Source organism: Kiloniella sp., from assembly GCF_965205715.1.
In the GTDB taxonomy this organism is placed as follows: Bacteria; Pseudomonadota; Alphaproteobacteria; order Kiloniellales; family Kiloniellaceae; genus Kiloniella.
Map to the genome: position 1 here is coordinate 1,084,676 of NZ_CBDBHW010000013.1, position 15,817 is coordinate 1,100,492.

At 46.2% G+C, this 15,817-nt stretch carries 16 protein-coding genes; 6 read left to right on the forward strand and 10 right to left on the reverse strand.

Annotated elements, in window-relative coordinates:
* Positions 1 to 32 precede the first annotated feature (32 nt).
* The 3 genes from ACOGW3_RS16575 to ACOGW3_RS16585 form a co-directional block, all read right to left on the reverse strand.
* Complete coding sequence (locus ACOGW3_RS16575; protein ID WP_419903994.1) at positions 33 to 1,832, reverse strand: ABC transporter ATP-binding protein; 1,800 nt, start codon at positions 1,830 to 1,832, stop codon at positions 33 to 35.
* 10 nt (positions 1,833 to 1,842) lie between these two features.
* Entirely contained in the window at positions 1,843 to 2,919 is a 1,077-nt protein-coding gene (locus ACOGW3_RS16580; RefSeq protein ID WP_419903995.1) for an ABC transporter permease, read from the reverse strand.
* Between the two features lie 97 nt (positions 2,920 to 3,016).
* The gene (locus tag ACOGW3_RS16585) at positions 3,017 to 4,447 is read right to left on the reverse strand and encodes a CmpA/NrtA family ABC transporter substrate-binding protein (RefSeq protein ID WP_419903996.1); all 1,431 of its coding nucleotides are present in this window, start codon (positions 4,445 to 4,447) and stop codon (positions 3,017 to 3,019) included.
* Positions 4,448 to 4,606: 159 nt separating this feature from the next.
* On the opposite strand from ACOGW3_RS16585, the gene ACOGW3_RS16590 reads away from it, so the two are divergent.
* From ACOGW3_RS16590 to ACOGW3_RS16610, 5 genes are all read left to right on the forward strand, one after another.
* A complete protein-coding gene (locus ACOGW3_RS16590) occupies positions 4,607 to 5,308 on the forward strand; it encodes an ISAs1 family transposase (protein ID WP_419903997.1) in 702 nt (233 codons plus the stop codon).
* Positions 5,220 to 5,747 (forward strand): ISAs1 family transposase, encoded by a 528-nt coding sequence (locus ACOGW3_RS16595; RefSeq protein ID WP_419903998.1) that lies wholly within the window; start codon positions 5,220 to 5,222, stop codon positions 5,745 to 5,747. The genes ACOGW3_RS16590 and ACOGW3_RS16595 overlap by 89 nt, the downstream gene beginning before the upstream one ends.
* Before the next feature lie 105 nt (positions 5,748 to 5,852).
* Positions 5,853 to 6,758: a LysR family transcriptional regulator gene (locus ACOGW3_RS16600; RefSeq protein WP_419903999.1), complete on the forward strand. Its 906-nt coding sequence runs from the start codon at positions 5,853 to 5,855 to the stop codon at positions 6,756 to 6,758.
* A gap of 122 nt (positions 6,759 to 6,880) precedes the next feature.
* Positions 6,881 to 7,138 carry a hypothetical protein gene (locus tag ACOGW3_RS16605; RefSeq protein ID WP_419904000.1) on the forward strand — a complete coding sequence of 86 codons (258 nt, stop codon included), beginning with the start codon at positions 6,881 to 6,883 and terminating at the stop codon, positions 7,136 to 7,138.
* A 184-nt stretch (positions 7,139 to 7,322) separates the two neighbouring features.
* Complete coding sequence (locus ACOGW3_RS16610) at positions 7,323 to 9,473, forward strand: EAL domain-containing protein (RefSeq protein ID WP_419904001.1); 2,151 nt, start codon at positions 7,323 to 7,325, stop codon at positions 9,471 to 9,473.
* An 18-nt stretch (positions 9,474 to 9,491) separates the two neighbouring features.
* Here ACOGW3_RS16610 and ACOGW3_RS16615 read toward each other — a convergent pair whose 3' ends face one another.
* From ACOGW3_RS16615 to ACOGW3_RS16645, 7 genes are all read right to left on the reverse strand, one after another.
* Positions 9,492 to 10,643 carry a CobW family GTP-binding protein gene (locus tag ACOGW3_RS16615; RefSeq protein ID WP_419904002.1) on the reverse strand — a complete coding sequence of 384 codons (1,152 nt, stop codon included), beginning with the start codon at positions 10,641 to 10,643 and terminating at the stop codon, positions 9,492 to 9,494.
* An 11-nt stretch (positions 10,644 to 10,654) separates the two neighbouring features.
* The gene (locus ACOGW3_RS16620) at positions 10,655 to 11,710 is read right to left on the reverse strand and encodes a COX15/CtaA family protein (protein ID WP_419904003.1); all 1,056 of its coding nucleotides are present in this window, start codon (positions 11,708 to 11,710) and stop codon (positions 10,655 to 10,657) included.
* Between the two features lie 121 nt (positions 11,711 to 11,831).
* The gene (locus tag ACOGW3_RS16625; RefSeq protein ID WP_419904004.1) at positions 11,832 to 12,512 is read right to left on the reverse strand and encodes a VOC family protein; all 681 of its coding nucleotides are present in this window, start codon (positions 12,510 to 12,512) and stop codon (positions 11,832 to 11,834) included.
* A gap of 74 nt (positions 12,513 to 12,586) precedes the next feature.
* Positions 12,587 to 12,991, reverse strand: coding sequence for a tellurite resistance TerB family protein (locus ACOGW3_RS16630; RefSeq protein ID WP_419904005.1), 405 nt, complete (start codon positions 12,989 to 12,991; stop codon positions 12,587 to 12,589).
* Between the two features lie 169 nt (positions 12,992 to 13,160).
* Positions 13,161 to 13,988, reverse strand: coding sequence for an anti-sigma factor family protein (locus tag ACOGW3_RS16635; RefSeq protein WP_419904006.1), 828 nt, complete (start codon positions 13,986 to 13,988; stop codon positions 13,161 to 13,163).
* Positions 13,985 to 14,533 (reverse strand): RNA polymerase sigma factor, encoded by a 549-nt coding sequence (locus ACOGW3_RS16640; protein WP_419904007.1) that lies wholly within the window; start codon positions 14,531 to 14,533, stop codon positions 13,985 to 13,987. Before ACOGW3_RS16640 ends, ACOGW3_RS16635 begins: the two co-directional genes overlap by 4 nt.
* A 25-nt stretch (positions 14,534 to 14,558) precedes the next feature.
* Complete coding sequence (locus ACOGW3_RS16645) at positions 14,559 to 14,954, reverse strand: hypothetical protein (protein ID WP_419904008.1); 396 nt, start codon at positions 14,952 to 14,954, stop codon at positions 14,559 to 14,561.
* A gap of 393 nt (positions 14,955 to 15,347) precedes the next feature.
* Here ACOGW3_RS16645 and ACOGW3_RS16650 point away from each other — a divergent pair, with 393 nt between their 5' ends.
* Positions 15,348 to 15,782 (forward strand): universal stress protein, encoded by a 435-nt coding sequence (locus ACOGW3_RS16650; RefSeq protein ID WP_419904009.1) that lies wholly within the window; start codon positions 15,348 to 15,350, stop codon positions 15,780 to 15,782.
* Positions 15,783 to 15,817: the final 35 nt, after the last annotated feature.

The window sequence follows — 15,817 nt, forward strand, 5'->3', positions numbered from 1 at the left end:
TTCTCTCCGGTATCCATTTCTGGAGGGCCATCTCAGGCCGCGTTTTCTGCCGTGTTCTTGGCAATGTTTTTTATAGGTTTTTTTACGAGGTTTTTTGTGGAGCTTTGACGCCCGATCCGGACGGCTCTCTTTTCATGGATGGATTTCAGTTGTTCTTCGCTGGGGTCGGCTCCGCCTTCATAGGCCTCGAGGAAATCAAGGAGTTCTTCCCGGTAGGCGTAATAGTCAGGGTGATCGAGCAACTCTTTGCGCGATCGTGGACGGGGTAAATCCACCTCCATGATGTTGCCAATTTTGGCATTGGGACCGTTGGACATCATGACGACACGGTCTGCGAGCAGGATCGCCTCATCGACATCATGGGTGACACAAATGGCGGTGACCTGGGTTTGTTTCCAAACTTCCATCAACACATCTTGCAGCTCCCAACGCGTGAGGCTGTCAAGCATGCCAAAGGGTTCGTCGAGCAACAGAAGTTTTGGGGAAAGAGCAAAAGCACGAGCGATCCCGACGCGCTGTTTCATGCCATTCGATAGGTCTCCAGCACTTTTGTGCAGGGAGTCTCTGAGGCCAACAAGTGACAGATAGTATTCAGCAACGTCACGGCGCTCCTGTTTGCTTGCATTCGGGTAGACCCGGTCTACACCAAGGATTACATTCTCAAAAGCTGAGAGCCAAGGCATCAGCGACGGCGACTGGAAAACCACCGCCTTATCCGGCCCCGCCTGTTTGGTATGACGCCCATCGAGAACAATCCCGCCCTCGGTAATCCCGTTCAACCCAGAAGCCATGGATAACACAGTTGACTTACCACAACCGGAGTGGCCGATCAGCGTGATGAACTCACCTTTATTCATCTTAAGATCAAACCCATCTACTACAGTCAGCGGACCTTTGGGTGTGGGATAGATCTTCTTGACCTGACTGAATTCAACGAACTTTTTATCAATGGTTGAGGTGGCAGCCGAAGATTTTTTATAGGCCAGAGGCACACGAGGTGTTTGCGAAATGGGCACTATGGTCGGCAGAGTATTTGTCTTTTCATTCTCAATGTTTTGGCCAGCACCGACATTCATCAAATAATCAGTGATTTCCCCACGCAGTTTGATGAAATTATCATCGCTATTCATAGAAGAGCGATCTCTTGGGCGGGCGAGGTTGATTTTAAATTCCGGACCAAGCGTTGCTTTGGGGCCCGGTGTCAGGGGAATAACCCGATCCGCAAGAAGAATAGCTTCGTCCACATCATTGGTGATGAGGATTATGGTTTTCTTTTCTTTTTCGGAAATATCGGCAAATTCATCCTGTAGTTTGGATCTTGTGAGAGCGTCCAGAGCTGACAGCGGCTCGTCGAGGAGCAGGATTTCCGGTTGCATTGCCAGGGCGCGTGCGACAGCAACGCGCTGGCGCATCCCGCCGGAAAGTTCTGATGGTTTGCGATCTGCAGCGTGAGATAGACCAACCATTTCTATGTATTTGGTGACGATACCTCTGCGCTCTTGTCGGTTTTTTTTCTTGAAAACGGTATCGACGGCAAGGGCAATGTTTTCTTTTACGCTCAACCAGGGCATCAAGGAATAGTTCTGGAAAACCACACCTCTTTCTGGCCCGGGGCCGTCTATTTCCTTGCCCTTATAGATGACACCGCCTTTATCGGGTTCGGTCAGACCAGCCAGGGCGGAAATCAGGGTGGTTTTGCCTGAACCGGAAAATCCAAGGATGGCAATGAACTCACCTTCTTGAATATCAAGGAAGAGGTTATCGAGCACATCATTGCGAGAGGCACCTTCGCCATAGTGTTTCGACAAGCCGGATATTTGCAATATTCCCATCGGTCCGATCCTATCGATTGCTGGTGAAGGTAAAGGCCTGCTGTAACGCGTGCATCAGGCGATCAAGCATGAAGCCGATCAGGCCGATTGTGAGGACGGCAACCATGATTTTTGCTAAAGACTGAGAGGAACCATTCTGAAATTCATCCCAGACAAATTTCCCAAGGCCAGGGTTTTGGGCCAGCATTTCAGCCGCGATCAAAACCATCCATCCAACACCCAAAGATAAGCGCAAACCCGTGAATATCAACGGAAGTGAGGACGGAAGAACAAGCTTGGTAATGGTCTGCCTGGTGGGAAGGCGCAATACTTTGGCAACGTTCATCAGATCTTCGTCGATGGATGCAACACCGAGCGCCGTATTAATAAGTGTAGGCCAGAGAGAGCAAAGGGTAACAGTTACCGCCGAGACCACCATGGATTTTGGTAACCAGTCGTACACATCTACATAAAGAGCAGAAACGACCATGGTCACAATTGGCAACCATGCCAAAGGAGACACCGGCTTGAATATCTGAATGAGCGGGGTAATTGCACCATTTACTCCTTTGGATAAACCTGAAGCAATACCAAGGGGAACCGCGATTGCGGTTGCAAAGACAAACCCGAGGCCAACAGTTCCAAGGGAAGTAAATATCTGGTCGATATAGGAAGGTTTGCCCGTATAGACCCGGTGTTTCACCTTGTCTTCTTTTCCGGCCGCAATGAGTTTGGCATTGCGTACATCCTGCCTTTGATAAAAGGCGGTTGCCTTTTCGCGAGTCCGAACATGATCGACCCACAGGTTAACCGACTGTTCCCAAACCTGCACGGGTCCGGGGATTGTACCAAGAGATGTTTCGACCTTTGGTGCCAATCCGCCCCAGGCGAACAGGAAGAGACCTATGCCAAGTAAAGGAATGAAAAGAGTACTGCGAAGTTCGGTAAGTTGTTCGCGATGATCTTCGCCTGCAGCCATTTTCATCAAAGGCACCAACCATGAAAAACCTAATGCGCTGAACCACCCACTAGACTTGTTTATGGCAGAGAGAATTTTCTCTTTTCTTGCAATCTTTAAGTCTTCTGCACTTGCAGTGATACTAGCCACGAACTTAGTCCTTCATACTGGATTGGGTGGTATAATGTCAGCAGGGGCGGAAGAGGAAACGGTTCCTCAACCAACCCCCTGCTAATCTCTGGTTTTCTTAGCTTTGAGGGATGCCATCGCTGGTTATTTTTTGATTAGCCTTTAGGCCGATAATTTGAGCATCAATGTAATCGTTCGGTTTTCGGCCATTGTATTCAATACCATCTATGAAGGCTGAAGTGGCCGGGCGATAACCATCTGTATCCCAAGGGAAATCTGTTTTTGCAGCATTGTTCTCTTCAACCAGAATTTCGGCTGCTTTCAGATAAATATGAGGCTGATAGACTGATTTGGCGACCTCTGCATACCAGCTGTCATCTTTGTGATCAGCAATCTGGCCCCATCGGCGCATTTGGGTCAGGTACCAAATCGCGTCTGAATAAAAGGGATATGTTGCATCGTGCCGGAAAAAGACGTTGAAATCAGGGACTGATCGTTTGTCGCCTTTTTCATATTCAAAAGTACCTGTCATGGAACTTGCGATTACATCAGCATCTGCGCCAACATATTCAGGTTGTGAGAGGATTTGAACGGCTTCGGGGCGGTTCGCGTTGTCATTTTCATCCAACCACTTTGCTGCCCGGATCAGTGCCTTGGTCAGTGCTAAGGTCGTATTTGGATTTTCCACGGTGAATTCGTTGGTAAGACCAAAGACTTTTTCTGGGTTATTCTGCCAAATTTCATAATCAGTAATTACCGGAACACCAATTCCTTTATTAACCGCTTGCTGGTTCCAGGGTTCACCGACGCTATAGCCATAAATTGTTCCGGCTTCCAGAGTTGCGGGCATTTGCGGAGGGGGTGTTACACTTAAAAGGGCATCTGCTTGAAGTTGGCCTGAAATATCTTCTGGAGAATAGTAACCCGGGTGTACCCCTCCTGCAGCAAGCCAATATCGCAGTTCATAGTTATGTGTGGATACCGGGAACACCATTCCCATATTGAAAGGCTTACCTTGATCTTTGTAGGTTTCAACAACGGGCTTTAACGCTTCAGCACTGATAGGGTGAACCGGTTTACCATTTTCTTGAGGAATATTCTCTTTCATCAATGCCCAGACTTCATTGGAAACGGTGATCGCATTTCCATTCAAGTCCATGGAGAAAGGGGTAACGATGTGGGCTTTGGTGCCATATCCAATTGTTGCAGCGAGCGGTTGTCCTGCCAGCATGTGGGCACCATCAAGCTCACCGGTGATAACGCGGTCCAACAGGACTTTCCAGTTGGCTTGAGGTTCCAGAGTAACGAAGAGGCCTTCGTCTTCAAAAAAGCCCTTTTCATAGGCAATAGCGAGAGGGGCCATATCGGTGAGTTTGATAAATCCTAGTTTCAACTCATCTTTTTCTACATCGAGAATGTCTGCGTGAGACGGGGCAAATGTGATCATTGTTACGGCGGATGACAGAGCTAATGCTCCGGTTATCCCGAGAAAACGGGGTACGATAGTTTTTTGCGATTTTTCAATAACTGGATCACATTTTTTTTTCATTATCTTGCCCATGAAACCTTTGAATTGGTGGCTGAAAACGTTCTTTTAATTGATTGCAGTCCAGATATCAGGGCTATTTACTAAAGATCGAAAAGGTGTTGCAAATCAAACGGATATCTGAATCTCTGTCCTAAGCGCAAAGCAAGAGGATTTTTCATCATGGTTTCAGTTCAATCAGTTTTACATCAAGTTCCTGATCCGAGGGGCAAACAAGGCCGTCAACATCCACTTACCGCGCTGTTGGGGTTGATCCTTTTATCGATGCTCAGCGGTCGCCAAGGTATGCGAGCTGCGTTCCGCTTGGGACGCCGGCTTTCACGCAAACAACTTACTCGCCTGGGTTTTCGTCGGGACCGCTCTTCTCCGTGCCATGCGACGCTGACGGAAATGCTGCGAATACTTGATCCAGACGCTTTGGCCGAAGCCTTAAGCCAATTCACGACCGAACAACAATATAGTGAGGGGGATGAAACGATGCCCCGTCATCTTTCGATTGATGGCAAAACCCTTCGCGGCAGTAAGGACGCAGATGGCAAGGCCGAGCATGTCCTATCGGCTTTTAGCGCGGCGCTTGGCCAATCCGTCGGTCACTGTTCCTCACGAGGCAAAGGTTTTGAAATACCAGACGCCATACGTCTACTGGAAAAGATTGATCTAGAGGATATGATTGTCACTGGAGATGCAATGTTCTGCCAGAAAACAATCACTTACCTGATCGTGGAGAAAGGTGGCGATTATGTTTTGCCTGTCAAAAAGAACCAGAAAGACCTGCTTGAGGAAATCGGAACGGCCTTCAACGAGCCGGTTTTCCCCCCTCGCACAATGGCAAGAACAGCCACAACCCGGTCACGGACGAATTGATCAACGCCATATAGAACTCCTACCTGCCAATGCACTCAGCCAGTATATGCGCAATGCATGGCCGACAATCCGCACCATTGCCCGAGTGACCCGCAATCGCCAAGATGTCAGAGCAGGCAACATCATTAAAAGCGAAACTGAAACCACCTACCTGATATCCAGCATGGTAGCGCCAACACCAGAAACCATTTTGAGGTTAAACAGAAATCACTGGCAGATAGAAATCATGCATCGTGACAAGGATGTGACCATGGGCGAAGACCGATACACAAACCGCTCAGACCATGCGCCCAGAAATATCTTCTCCCTCACCAGTGCCGCCATCACCCTGCTTAAACGCATCGCAAAATCACCAACCAAAGCGATTGAAATGGTTCAAGATAATCGCGGTAAAGCTGTCGCTCTCATCAATGGGGGCCGAAAAACGTATTTTCTCTGAATCGCCCTGTCCAGATATATCTTTTGTGTGCGTTGATGTCTGCTGCTATAAAATTCTAAATGTGATGCAAAAAATGCAACGCTCTTTGAGTTTGGAGAAGATCTAATGATGCGGCACCAACTGGTTTTTCATTATCTGGATAAAGTTGCCCGGATCGGATCTATTCGGCGGGCCGCTGAAGAACTTGCAATTACACCTTCGGCATTGAACCGTCGGATACTTGGAATAGAAGAAGAGCTTGGGACTGAGATTTTTGAACGCCATTCCGCGGGAGTACGCATCAATATTGCTGGTGAGATATTCCTCCAGCACGTTCGGAGCCAAATTGCAGATTTAGAGCGAGTCAGATCGCGGATCGCGGATCTGTCGGGGATGCGGCGGGGCCATGTAAACATTGCTTGTACGCGTGAGGTGTCACGTTATTTTTTACCTATGGAAATTGAGACGTATCGTTCTGAATACCCAGGGGTAACCTTTGGTGTAAACTTATATGAGCGGGGGGATGCTGAACTTTCTCTTGTTGATAATAGCAATGATATAGCGCTGGTCTTTGAACCACTTAGATTGACAGAGTTTCAAACGGTCTTTTCAGTTCAACAACCGATTTATTGCATTATGTCGGTGGAGCATCCCCTAGCGAAAAGAAAGAGTTTGCGGCTTTATGACTGTACAGAATTCCCACTTTTGTTGCCAAACAAAGGTGAGGGAATTCGACAGGTTCTAGATAATGCAGCTGCCAAAACGGGTTTAGCTCTGACGCCGACTATTGAATCAAATAGTTTGGACCTATTACAAATGTTATCCATAAATGGCGATAACCTGAGTTTTGCCGTGGCGATCAACTTGCAACCTCTTCTCGACAACAACAATCTTGCAGCTGTTCCAATTGATATAAGAGATATCTCGGGTGGATTTTTGTTTGCAGGTCATTTAAAGGGGAGGACATTGCCCGTTGCTGCGGCTCGTTTTCTTGAAGATATATCGAAACAGTTGGGGGTAAGTTACGGTTAGTATAATTGGGAACGATTAACTGTTTTTACTTGCTCATTGGGGTTACAGATTCTAGAGAAAATACTCACACTGAAATCTTATGATAATAAGGGCCACAGAAATGGTGGCAAAATAGGGTAAAAATGGTCGGTCGGGTCATCCAGGTAATTCTTCTTTGTTTTGTTGTTGGCGTGGTGCTGGCAGCCTTTAATACAGATGCTCTAGGGCTTTTGAATTGGGTCGTGGAGAATTTTCAAAAGGTAGTTGAATCGGCTCGAAAATTTATTGATTGGGGCGGGCATTACATCCTTCTTGGAGCTGGTTTAGTTCTCCCAATTGTGGCCATTAACCTAATCATCAATCTTATCAAAAAGCGGCGATCAGCTCCCCGAGACGAATAATTCAGTCCAATCCATAAAAAAACACATCATTTTTTTCTAATATTTACATTCCAGTAACAGTCATTTTGGTAGCTTAGAGAGAGACAAACGACATGTTCTCATTAAGGAGCTGTCATGCGTGAAGTTCTAAGACAATTATTATGGTGGAATAGGTGAGCTTTCTCGTGATTGCCATGGACTTAATTTGAAAACAGATATCAGGCATATTCTCGATGCACTTCCTGATCTAGCGATGCTGGTTCGGGGGCAAGAAGTCATCTTCTGTAATAAAGCTGGATCTAAAGTTTTAGGTGGTTCGACAAAGGAGCACTTTACTCCTTGTTCCTTAAAAAATTTGATTGATATTGAATATCACGAGGTTTTCTCTGAAATTTGGGGCGATCTTCTCAAAACAGGCAAAACAGATTTTCCACTAAAAATGCTTGGGTTAGATAAAAGTACCCATGAGATTATGTTTTACGCCGAAACTGTGGATGACATAGATAAAGATACTATCGTCCTTTATGGCAGAGACTTTTCCCAAGCAAAAAGAAATGCAGCAGCGCTTGTTGAGAGTGAACTCTCACAGCGTATTCTCAAAGATGCTGCTCTTTCTTTCCTTTGTATTTGTGATGACAACGGCATTAGCTATATGAACCCAGCAGGACTGCGCTTGCTGGAAGGTAAAAAAGAAGAAGAAGTAATAGGGCGAAAATTTTCGGATCTTGTTCATCCTGATTACAAGTCAGTTTTCAAAAAAGATTTTAATATGCTTGCCGCGGAAACGCAGGCGCTGCCCATGAAACTGATTGGCCTGAAGGGGAATGAATTACGTGTCGAAATGCTGGTTTCTAAATTCAGGCATGCTGGCCGTAGTGGATTTCTCATAGAGGCCAAAGACATAAATGACCTCCTTCTGAGACAAGAGGAGCTACTGCGGATTCAAGGGGTTCTCAAACGTAAAGTTGCTGAACGAACTCAAGAGTTAACTGCGGAGATAAAAGCGCGTGTCCAAGCGCAACAAACTGTCGAGCACATGACCTTTCATGACGCCCTTACCGGTCTTGGTAACAGAATGCAGTTTGTACGTTACGTGGATGAAGAAACAGCTGACAGAGAGAAGAAAAAAAGTGGTGCACATGATCTAAAATGGGCGGTTCTTGTTTTGGATCTCGACCATTTTAAAGACCTCAATGATATATTTGGCAGGGAAACAGGCGATCAACTATTGCGCCAAATTGCCGGCCTTTTAAAAGAAGAAATGGTCACCGGAGCACATTTAGCCCGTCTCGGCGGAGATGAGTTTGCCCTCATGCTTCCCTATGAGAATGACACTGATCCCGAAAATTGTGCGCAAAGAATTCTTTTGCGTATGGGCAAGGCATTCTTCCTTAGTGGAAAAGAGATCTACTCTGGTTGTAGTGTCGGCATTGCTCTGGCACCTCATCATGGGAATAATGCTGCTGAGTTACTCGGCCATGCTGAAATGGCCTTGTACAATGCCAAGAACAAAGGTCGTTCAACCTATTCATTTTTTAATTCAGAACTCAAAGAGAGCATTGCCGAAAGCAGTCGACTTGAACATCTTCTCCGAGCTGCTTTAGAGAAGAATGAATTTGAACTTTATTACCAGCCTCAGGTGAATTTGGAAACGGGCCGCCTTATCGGGGCAGAGGCATTGATTCGTTGGCACAGTAGCGATGGCATGATCAGTCCGGATCGCTTTATTCCAATAGCAGAGAAAACCGGTCTGATAGATCCAATTACGGATTGGGTAATGACCACAGCCTGTACGCAGGCAAAAGAATGGCAGAATATTATGCTTGGCATTCGTGTGGCGGTGAATTTATCGGCAGTCTCTTTTCGGCAGGTGGATTTTGTCAGCAAGGTCCGCGAAGTCTTGGAGTTCACTCAGGTGAGCCCAGATTGCCTGGAGCTTGAAATTACGGAAACCGCGATCATGGCTGACTTTAAAGAGGCTGATCGGATCCTTAACAGTCTTGCTGAACTCGGGGTACACCTTGCGATTGATGATTTTGGGACAGGATATTCCTCGCTTTCTTATTTGAAACGCTTTCCTGTTGATAAATTAAAAATTGATAAGTCATTCGTGTTGAAACTCGACCAGAACCAAGATGATGCTGCGATTACGGCTGCAATCATTTCCATGGCCCATGCCATGGGCACAAAGGTTTTGGCTGAAGGTGTTGAAGAGAAAACGCATATGCTCTTCTTGAAAGAGCGTGGCTGCGAAGAAGCACAGGGTTATTTCTTCGCGCGCCCAATGCCTGCAGCTGAGTTTCTTATTTGGTGTGAACAAGAAGGTTCAGAGCAGGCAAAAGTGATTTCTGGCTAAGAGGGGTAATCGCTCCTCTTAGCGTAAATCTCCTGATTGTTCGATGAAGGCCTTAAAGGTGTCATCAAACATTTCCCGTTTTAAATCTCTGACAATGAAAACGATTTTTGATCGGTGATCATCATCAGGCCAAGCCTCGAGCATCACGGGGGGGTGGAATATGTGTTGAACGCCATGAATGACAATCGGGTTACTATCCCCTTCGATATTGAGAACGCCCTTTATCCTCAATAGATTGTTACCATAAAGCGTGATCAGCATTTCAATCCAGGAGTTTAGTTGCTCCCAGTCAATTGGCTTGTCGTAGGTTAAGCAAAAGGCATGGACCTTATCGTCGTGACGATTTAAGTCGTGCCCGTGATGGTGGTCATGCTCGTGGTGGTGGTCATGCCCGGGGTGGTGGTCATGCCCGGGGTGGTGGTCATGATTGTGACTATGATCATGATGTCCATCCTCATTTTCAAAAGCCTCGGCTTTCAACCAATTCTGGACATCAAGGGTTTTTGTCTCTGGATTATAGAGGCCGACATTAAAGAGGGATGAAGGATCTATAACGCCGTGTTTAATCTCTTCGATTACCGCGGTGGGGTTGATATCGCGGAGCCGTTGTTTTAGGTCAGAAAAACTCTTTTCGCTGGCGAGATCTATCTTGGTTAGCAACAACCTGTCAGCAACAGCGGCCTGTTTTAAGGATTCTTGTTGATTGTCCAAAGTGTGATTGCCATTGATGGCGTCAACAGTTGTAATTACACCATCCAATCGAAAACGATCGCTTAAAAATGGGTCGGACATCAATGTTTGTAGTATCGGGGCTGGATCGGCAAGGCCCGTAGTTTCAATCACGATACGATTAAACGCAGGGACTTCTTTCATCAGGCGTTTTTTATAGAGTTTTCTGATCGTCTCAACGAGATCCCCGCGTACGGTGCAACACAGGCAGCCACTATTCATCAGTACGATGTCTTCTGTAGAGCTTTCGACCAGGAGGTGATCGAGACCGATCTCTCCAAACTCGTTAACGATAACAGCTGTTTCATCCATGTCTGGATGTTGGAGCAGCTGCTTTAGGAGAGTGGTTTTTCCACTACCGAGAAAGCCAGTTAGAACTGAGAGGGCCAGGGGCTCATCTGGTATGTCCATGTCGTGCACTTGGAATTTATGGTCTGACATTTCCTGATCCTTTAATAGAGAGAGAGGTTTTTATCTCTATGCACAATATAATACGCATAGAGACTTGCTGTGAGATATAGAAGTCCGCCTGCCTGGTGCAGCGCACCTAAGTGTACAGGGACAACAAGTAACAGTGTTGAAATTCCAAGAGCAACTTGAATTGCCGCTGTTAACATCAACAAGTGCAGTGCTTTTGCGAGCGCGTTTGATCGTTTTAAAAAGAACGCCCAAACCCAGATAAATAGGGTCAGGGTAAATGTTGATATAGCTAAGACGCGGTGATTGAATTGTACCGCAGCAACATTTTCAAAAGTATTTACATACCACGGTTCAACGTCACCATATGATGGCGGGATTATCTGCCCCTCCATTAAAGGGAAGGTGTTATAGATCATTCCAGCATTAAGGCCGGCAACCAGTCCGCCAGAGGCTATGGTGATCGTGATCAAAATTGGTGGTAACAATAGGGGAAGGTGTAATTTTGCGCTTACGTTTGCAGAATTTCGGCTGGGCATGGGAAGAAGCAATCTTAAGGCAACCCAGAAGAGATAACCATAAATAGCAAAGGCCATAAGTAAATGTGCCGTAAGGCGATATTGGCTTACGTCCGTACGATCGGCAAAGCCACTGGCAACCATATACCAGCCCAACCCACCCTGCAGGCCACCGAGTATGAACATGAAAATGAGGTGTGGCAGCAAGGGTTTTCGGACGCGGCCTTTTATCAAAAACCACAGGAACGGGACCAAAAATACAATGCCAATAATCCGTCCCCAGAGGCGATGGATAAACTCCCACCAAAAAATAGTTTTGAACTCTTCCAAACTCATACCCAAATTCTCTTGCTGATACTCTGGGATTTGTTTGTAGATATCAAAAAGGCGAAGCCAGTCATCGGTGTTCATCGGGGGAATAATGCCTCTGAAGGGTTCCCACACCATGATGGATAGGCCAGATTCTGTTAGCCGAGTAATTGCACCGATTACAGCCATAATCATGATCATGGCACAACATACCAAAAGCCAAATTGCGATGGGTCGATCCTGTTGACGTGTATCGGATATCATGGCTTTGCCTATTCCCACCTTGTTCGTATCTCTAGTGCTTTATATAAGGATTTTAGTGTGTTTCAAGGTCGGATTGTCGACCTGCGGGTTCTTCAGGTTTCAACTCTACTGTTTTGGGGAGTTAATCCGCAGGGATAATTTCAAAACTTGGTAACTGGAGAAAGTGTGTGATTTTGCCATCTGGGCTTGTGAGCGACAAACTCATCGAATGATGAGCTGCATTCGTGGTTAGATTTAATACGCCGCTTTGTTCTAGGGTAACCAGATCTTCTGAAGGCGGATTTGTTTCAGGAATTGTGAGCTCGACACTTTTTATCTCACTAAATCCAGCCGAGTTTTGACGCTTTAAGTCTTTGTTGTTGCTCCAGGAATCAGGGCGCTTCCCGCCGATTGAATTAAATATAAACGGCTGCTTGGCATCCATACTTGAGCAGGCGACGGGTATGGAAATTCCCTGGGGCAGATAGGGAGGGCAATAGGCCCATGTCTGAATAGGAAGCTCGGGGCGCAAGGCTATGCCAAAAGGGGAGTTGCCATTCGCCTTCCAAAGAGCGCGTTCAGCGAGGCGGGTTTTCGAAATTACTTCACTTCTTGCAGCCGCTTCGTCTTTTACCCAGAGTAGTTCCAAGTAAGCATTGTCGAAGCAATAGCAGATATTTGTTGTGCCTTGACCGGGATGGTCGCGCCGATAGCTCTCGACAAAACCAGCTTGCTTTAACAGGCGAGCTTCTTCGGGATCTTGGTTTTCCTCTGGATCAAGGAAGACAAAGATATGGTCGATTTCGATTTTTGGAAAAGGCATAGCGGAAAACAGGGAGTTTTGAATACTGTACAGGGGAAATTTATTAAAAACCCCCCCTGTAAATTATGTTGTTCTTAGGCAATCATGTAGCGTGCACGGGCTCCACGTTCGAGAGCGGCAGCTGCTAAACGCTCGACCTCGAGGGTATGGCGTAAAATTTCAAGAAGACGCAGCTCTTCCTGACTTGCAATACCATCAGCGGCAACGACTTCCAGAGCAAGTGAATAGGCCGTTTCGCGTAACTTTTCAGGTAAAGCTGCAACAACTTGATCCAGGACCTTTTGAAAGCCCTCTTCTTGGTTGAGGAGGTCGGCACACTTACGGGAGTCCAGCGGAAGGTCTTCAGGGTTGTAACCGTTGAATACCGGTAGAAACTTTACGATTTCCCCGATAGTCTGAAGTTCTGAATCTGTCATGTCGCTATCAGCAGCTGACGTAAGGACCATAAGGTAGACCAGCGCGGATCTGTAATCGGTCATGTAGACACTTCCTCTTGAGTTCTTTTGGTTGTGAATTTGAAAAACTACGAATTATGATTTCCATATCTATGTAGAGGAAACCAGTTTTTCAATCCTATCTTTTCACTATAGCAGAATGTAGCAAGAAACCTCTAGAGAACTCTTTGAATATTTGATCCTTTTTTATAAATTACAGTTGCTGATAAACACTATTAGCAATCAAAGAAAGCTCCTCGTGTTCAATGTCTCCTATTACGGCGTAGCCCAGAGAACCTTCATACCAATAGAAAGCTCTGGTCGCGCCTGATTTTTGGTACTGAAATGCGATTTCTTCAGTTTTGGGTGCTGATATGGGCGTGGTAACGGCTGATCGTGATAGATAAATGGTAACCCGGCTTCCTTCTTTGCTTTCGTACATAAACTGAGCAGCAGGCCCTGTCTTGGAGGGGAGGAGACGCCCGCCCATTAATTCAAATCCACTGCTGGATAAATCTGGTATAGAGAGAGGAGAATCAAGACGGAAAGAAAGCCATTTGGCAAGATGCACCTGTTCGTCACTATCGACCTCTACTGGGTGTCTGACTTCGGGAGTATAAACCCAATGTGCCTCCATCGCGGGTGTTGTTAGGGTGCGAGAGACAGTATTCGTTAGTTCTGAAGGTTGCATTGAGCCTTTGAAGTAGCCATGCCCAAACCATCCCCCAGCTGATCCTATTACGAGAAAGATCAACGCTGCTGCAATGCGAGACAAGGTCGAGCTAGAGCTAGTGCTTGAGTTTAAATGAGCTGATGCTTTTGGGGGGCCACTGGGAAGTAAGTGAGAGGGAACTGTTTCGTTGGCTTTCGAGGCAAACAAGGTTTGCAGGCCCTCGTTTTGTTTTTGCCACTCTTTGACTCGTTTGGCATCTTCCGGGTGTGTATCCAACCATTGCTCAACACGTGCCTTCTCTGATGCGTTAAGCTCACCATCTACATAGGCGTGGAGAAGTTCCGAACCTTCAAAGCGTTCTTTGCTCATTTTATTCTCCTGATATGGGAGGTACTGCTTGATGGGTCGGCAGTGGTGTTTGAGGAGTCCATTCTTTTTCTCAAGGTTTCTCTGGCACGAGAAAGGCGGGACATAACGGTACCTGGTGGTATTTGTATTATCTGGGCGACTTCCTTGTAGCTTAATCCCTCCAAGGTGATTAGCAGAAGGACTTGTTTTTGTTCTTCAGGTAGCTCTGCGATGGCTTTGTCTAAATCGGTTAAATATATTCGATCTAGCTGATTTGCAGGATTTTGCAGTTGAGGTGACATCGCAAGGTTTTCTGTTATTTCAGAAGATTGTGTCAGTGGATTACGTTTGTTCGAACGGTAATGGTTTAAATGTGTGTTGCTCAGTATTCTGTATAACCAGGATTTTAAATTACCTTCACCTTGCCATTGGGCGCGCTTGTTTAGACCTCGCTCGAGACAATCTTGGACGAGGTCATCGGCTGTGGACGAATCTCTCACCAGAGCGTAAGCGTATCGCCTGAGCGCAGGGATCGATTGGGTCAACTGATTGAGAAATTCGTCCATTAAGGTTTGCCTTGGTAAAGGGAAATCAGGGTTTTACGATGTGCCATACGCCTTTGAACTTATCCCCTGTAACATCGCCTGGTTTTGTATCTTTCACCCAACCGTACAAAGGCTTGCCTTTATATGCCCACTGTTTGTTGCCGTCATCGCGTGTGATTTTTGTGTAATCACCTGTTTCGGGTGTTTTAGTCTTTACCAGTAAGGGGGGCCAAGCTTTTGCGCATCCACCGTTACAGGCTGATTTTCCGTTCGCATCTTTGTCGAATGTATAAAGGGTCATTCCGGCAGTGTCGGTTAGGATGTTACCGAGTGCGGTTTCCCCACTTTTTACGACGCCAGATAAATCACTGGCAAATGAGATGGTGGTCGATAGGGCAATAACTGCAGTCGTCATGGAGACTGCTTTGAAGATTGATTTCACTGTCTTATTCTCCCAAATTGGATACATCATTCAAGTTTCGATAGATGTAAGACACCTCAGGTGCAGTTTTATTCCCACAATGTGAAAAGAAAGTGGCGTGATTTATTTTTGACTTGTTTTATCGCCGCTTTTTTCAAAATCGATAAAGAGAACGCGATACCGTGTTTGGTTTGGTTCGTGAAACGGATATCTCTCTTCTAACTCCTTTGAATAAAAATATTTTTCCGAACTGGGAGTGAATTTAAAAAATCCCTCCCCCTGTTTAAGTGAATTTTTCTGATGGGTCCTGTCCAACTCAATCAATGAGTCCTGTGTTGATCACAACTTCCAATTGATAATTGAATATGAGAAGCCTAGGCCCTTCGTTAATACTACATAAGGAGCTTTAGCAATATGAGTGGAGTTTTCGTAGTAGCAGTAGATGGTAGTTCTGGTAGCGAGCGTGCTCTTCAAGCCGCAATTGAACTCGCTAAAATGACTGATGCAAAATTGATTTTGGCACATGTCATTGAATGGTCTCCGTTTACATTTCATACACCAGATGAGTTGGCCGTGCGCCATAAGCGCCGGGAAGAAGAGCTGGATCGGGCACGGGAAGTGGTTCTTGGTTCCTCTAAAACTGTCACGGAAGAGGCTGAGATCACATCAGGCCTGGTAGTCCGCCATGGACATCCGACAGAGGCTTTAATTGAAATAGCAGAAGAGACAGGTGCAAGCCACATCTTCATCGGTCGTAAAGGTCAGTCAAAAATTCGAACGTTGTTTTTCGGGAGTGTCGCTTCCTCACTGGTACAGACATCCTCGGTTCCAATAACAGTCGTACCCTAAACTGATCAAAAGAATCAGAGGGACAAACGTTAATT

Coding starts and splice junctions, on each gene's coding strand:
- ACOGW3_RS16615 (WP_419904002.1), bottom strand. CDS start 10,643: ATGTCAGACCATAAATTCCAAGTGCACGACATGGACATACCAGATGAG.
- ACOGW3_RS16590 (WP_419903997.1), top strand. CDS start 4,607: ATGGTTTCAGTTCAATCAGTTTTACATCAAGTTCCTGATCCGAGGGGC.
- ACOGW3_RS16625 (WP_419904004.1), bottom strand. CDS start 12,512: ATGCCTTTTCCAAAAATCGAAATCGACCATATCTTTGTCTTCCTTGAT.
- ACOGW3_RS16650 (WP_419904009.1), top strand. CDS start 15,348: ATGAGTGGAGTTTTCGTAGTAGCAGTAGATGGTAGTTCTGGTAGCGAG.
- ACOGW3_RS16600 (WP_419903999.1), top strand. CDS start 5,853: ATGATGCGGCACCAACTGGTTTTTCATTATCTGGATAAAGTTGCCCGG.
- ACOGW3_RS16620 (WP_419904003.1), bottom strand. CDS start 11,710: ATGATATCCGATACACGTCAACAGGATCGACCCATCGCAATTTGGCTT.
- ACOGW3_RS16585 (WP_419903996.1), bottom strand. CDS start 4,447: ATGAAAAAAAAATGTGATCCAGTTATTGAAAAATCGCAAAAAACTATC.
- ACOGW3_RS16575 (WP_419903994.1), bottom strand. CDS start 1,832: ATGGGAATATTGCAAATATCCGGCTTGTCGAAACACTATGGCGAAGGT.
- ACOGW3_RS16635 (WP_419904006.1), bottom strand. CDS start 13,988: ATGAGCAAAGAACGCTTTGAAGGTTCGGAACTTCTCCACGCCTATGTA.
- ACOGW3_RS16605 (WP_419904000.1), top strand. CDS start 6,881: ATGGTCGGTCGGGTCATCCAGGTAATTCTTCTTTGTTTTGTTGTTGGC.
- ACOGW3_RS16630 (WP_419904005.1), bottom strand. CDS start 12,991: ATGACCGATTACAGATCCGCGCTGGTCTACCTTATGGTCCTTACGTCA.
- ACOGW3_RS16640 (WP_419904007.1), bottom strand. CDS start 14,533: ATGGACGAATTTCTCAATCAGTTGACCCAATCGATCCCTGCGCTCAGG.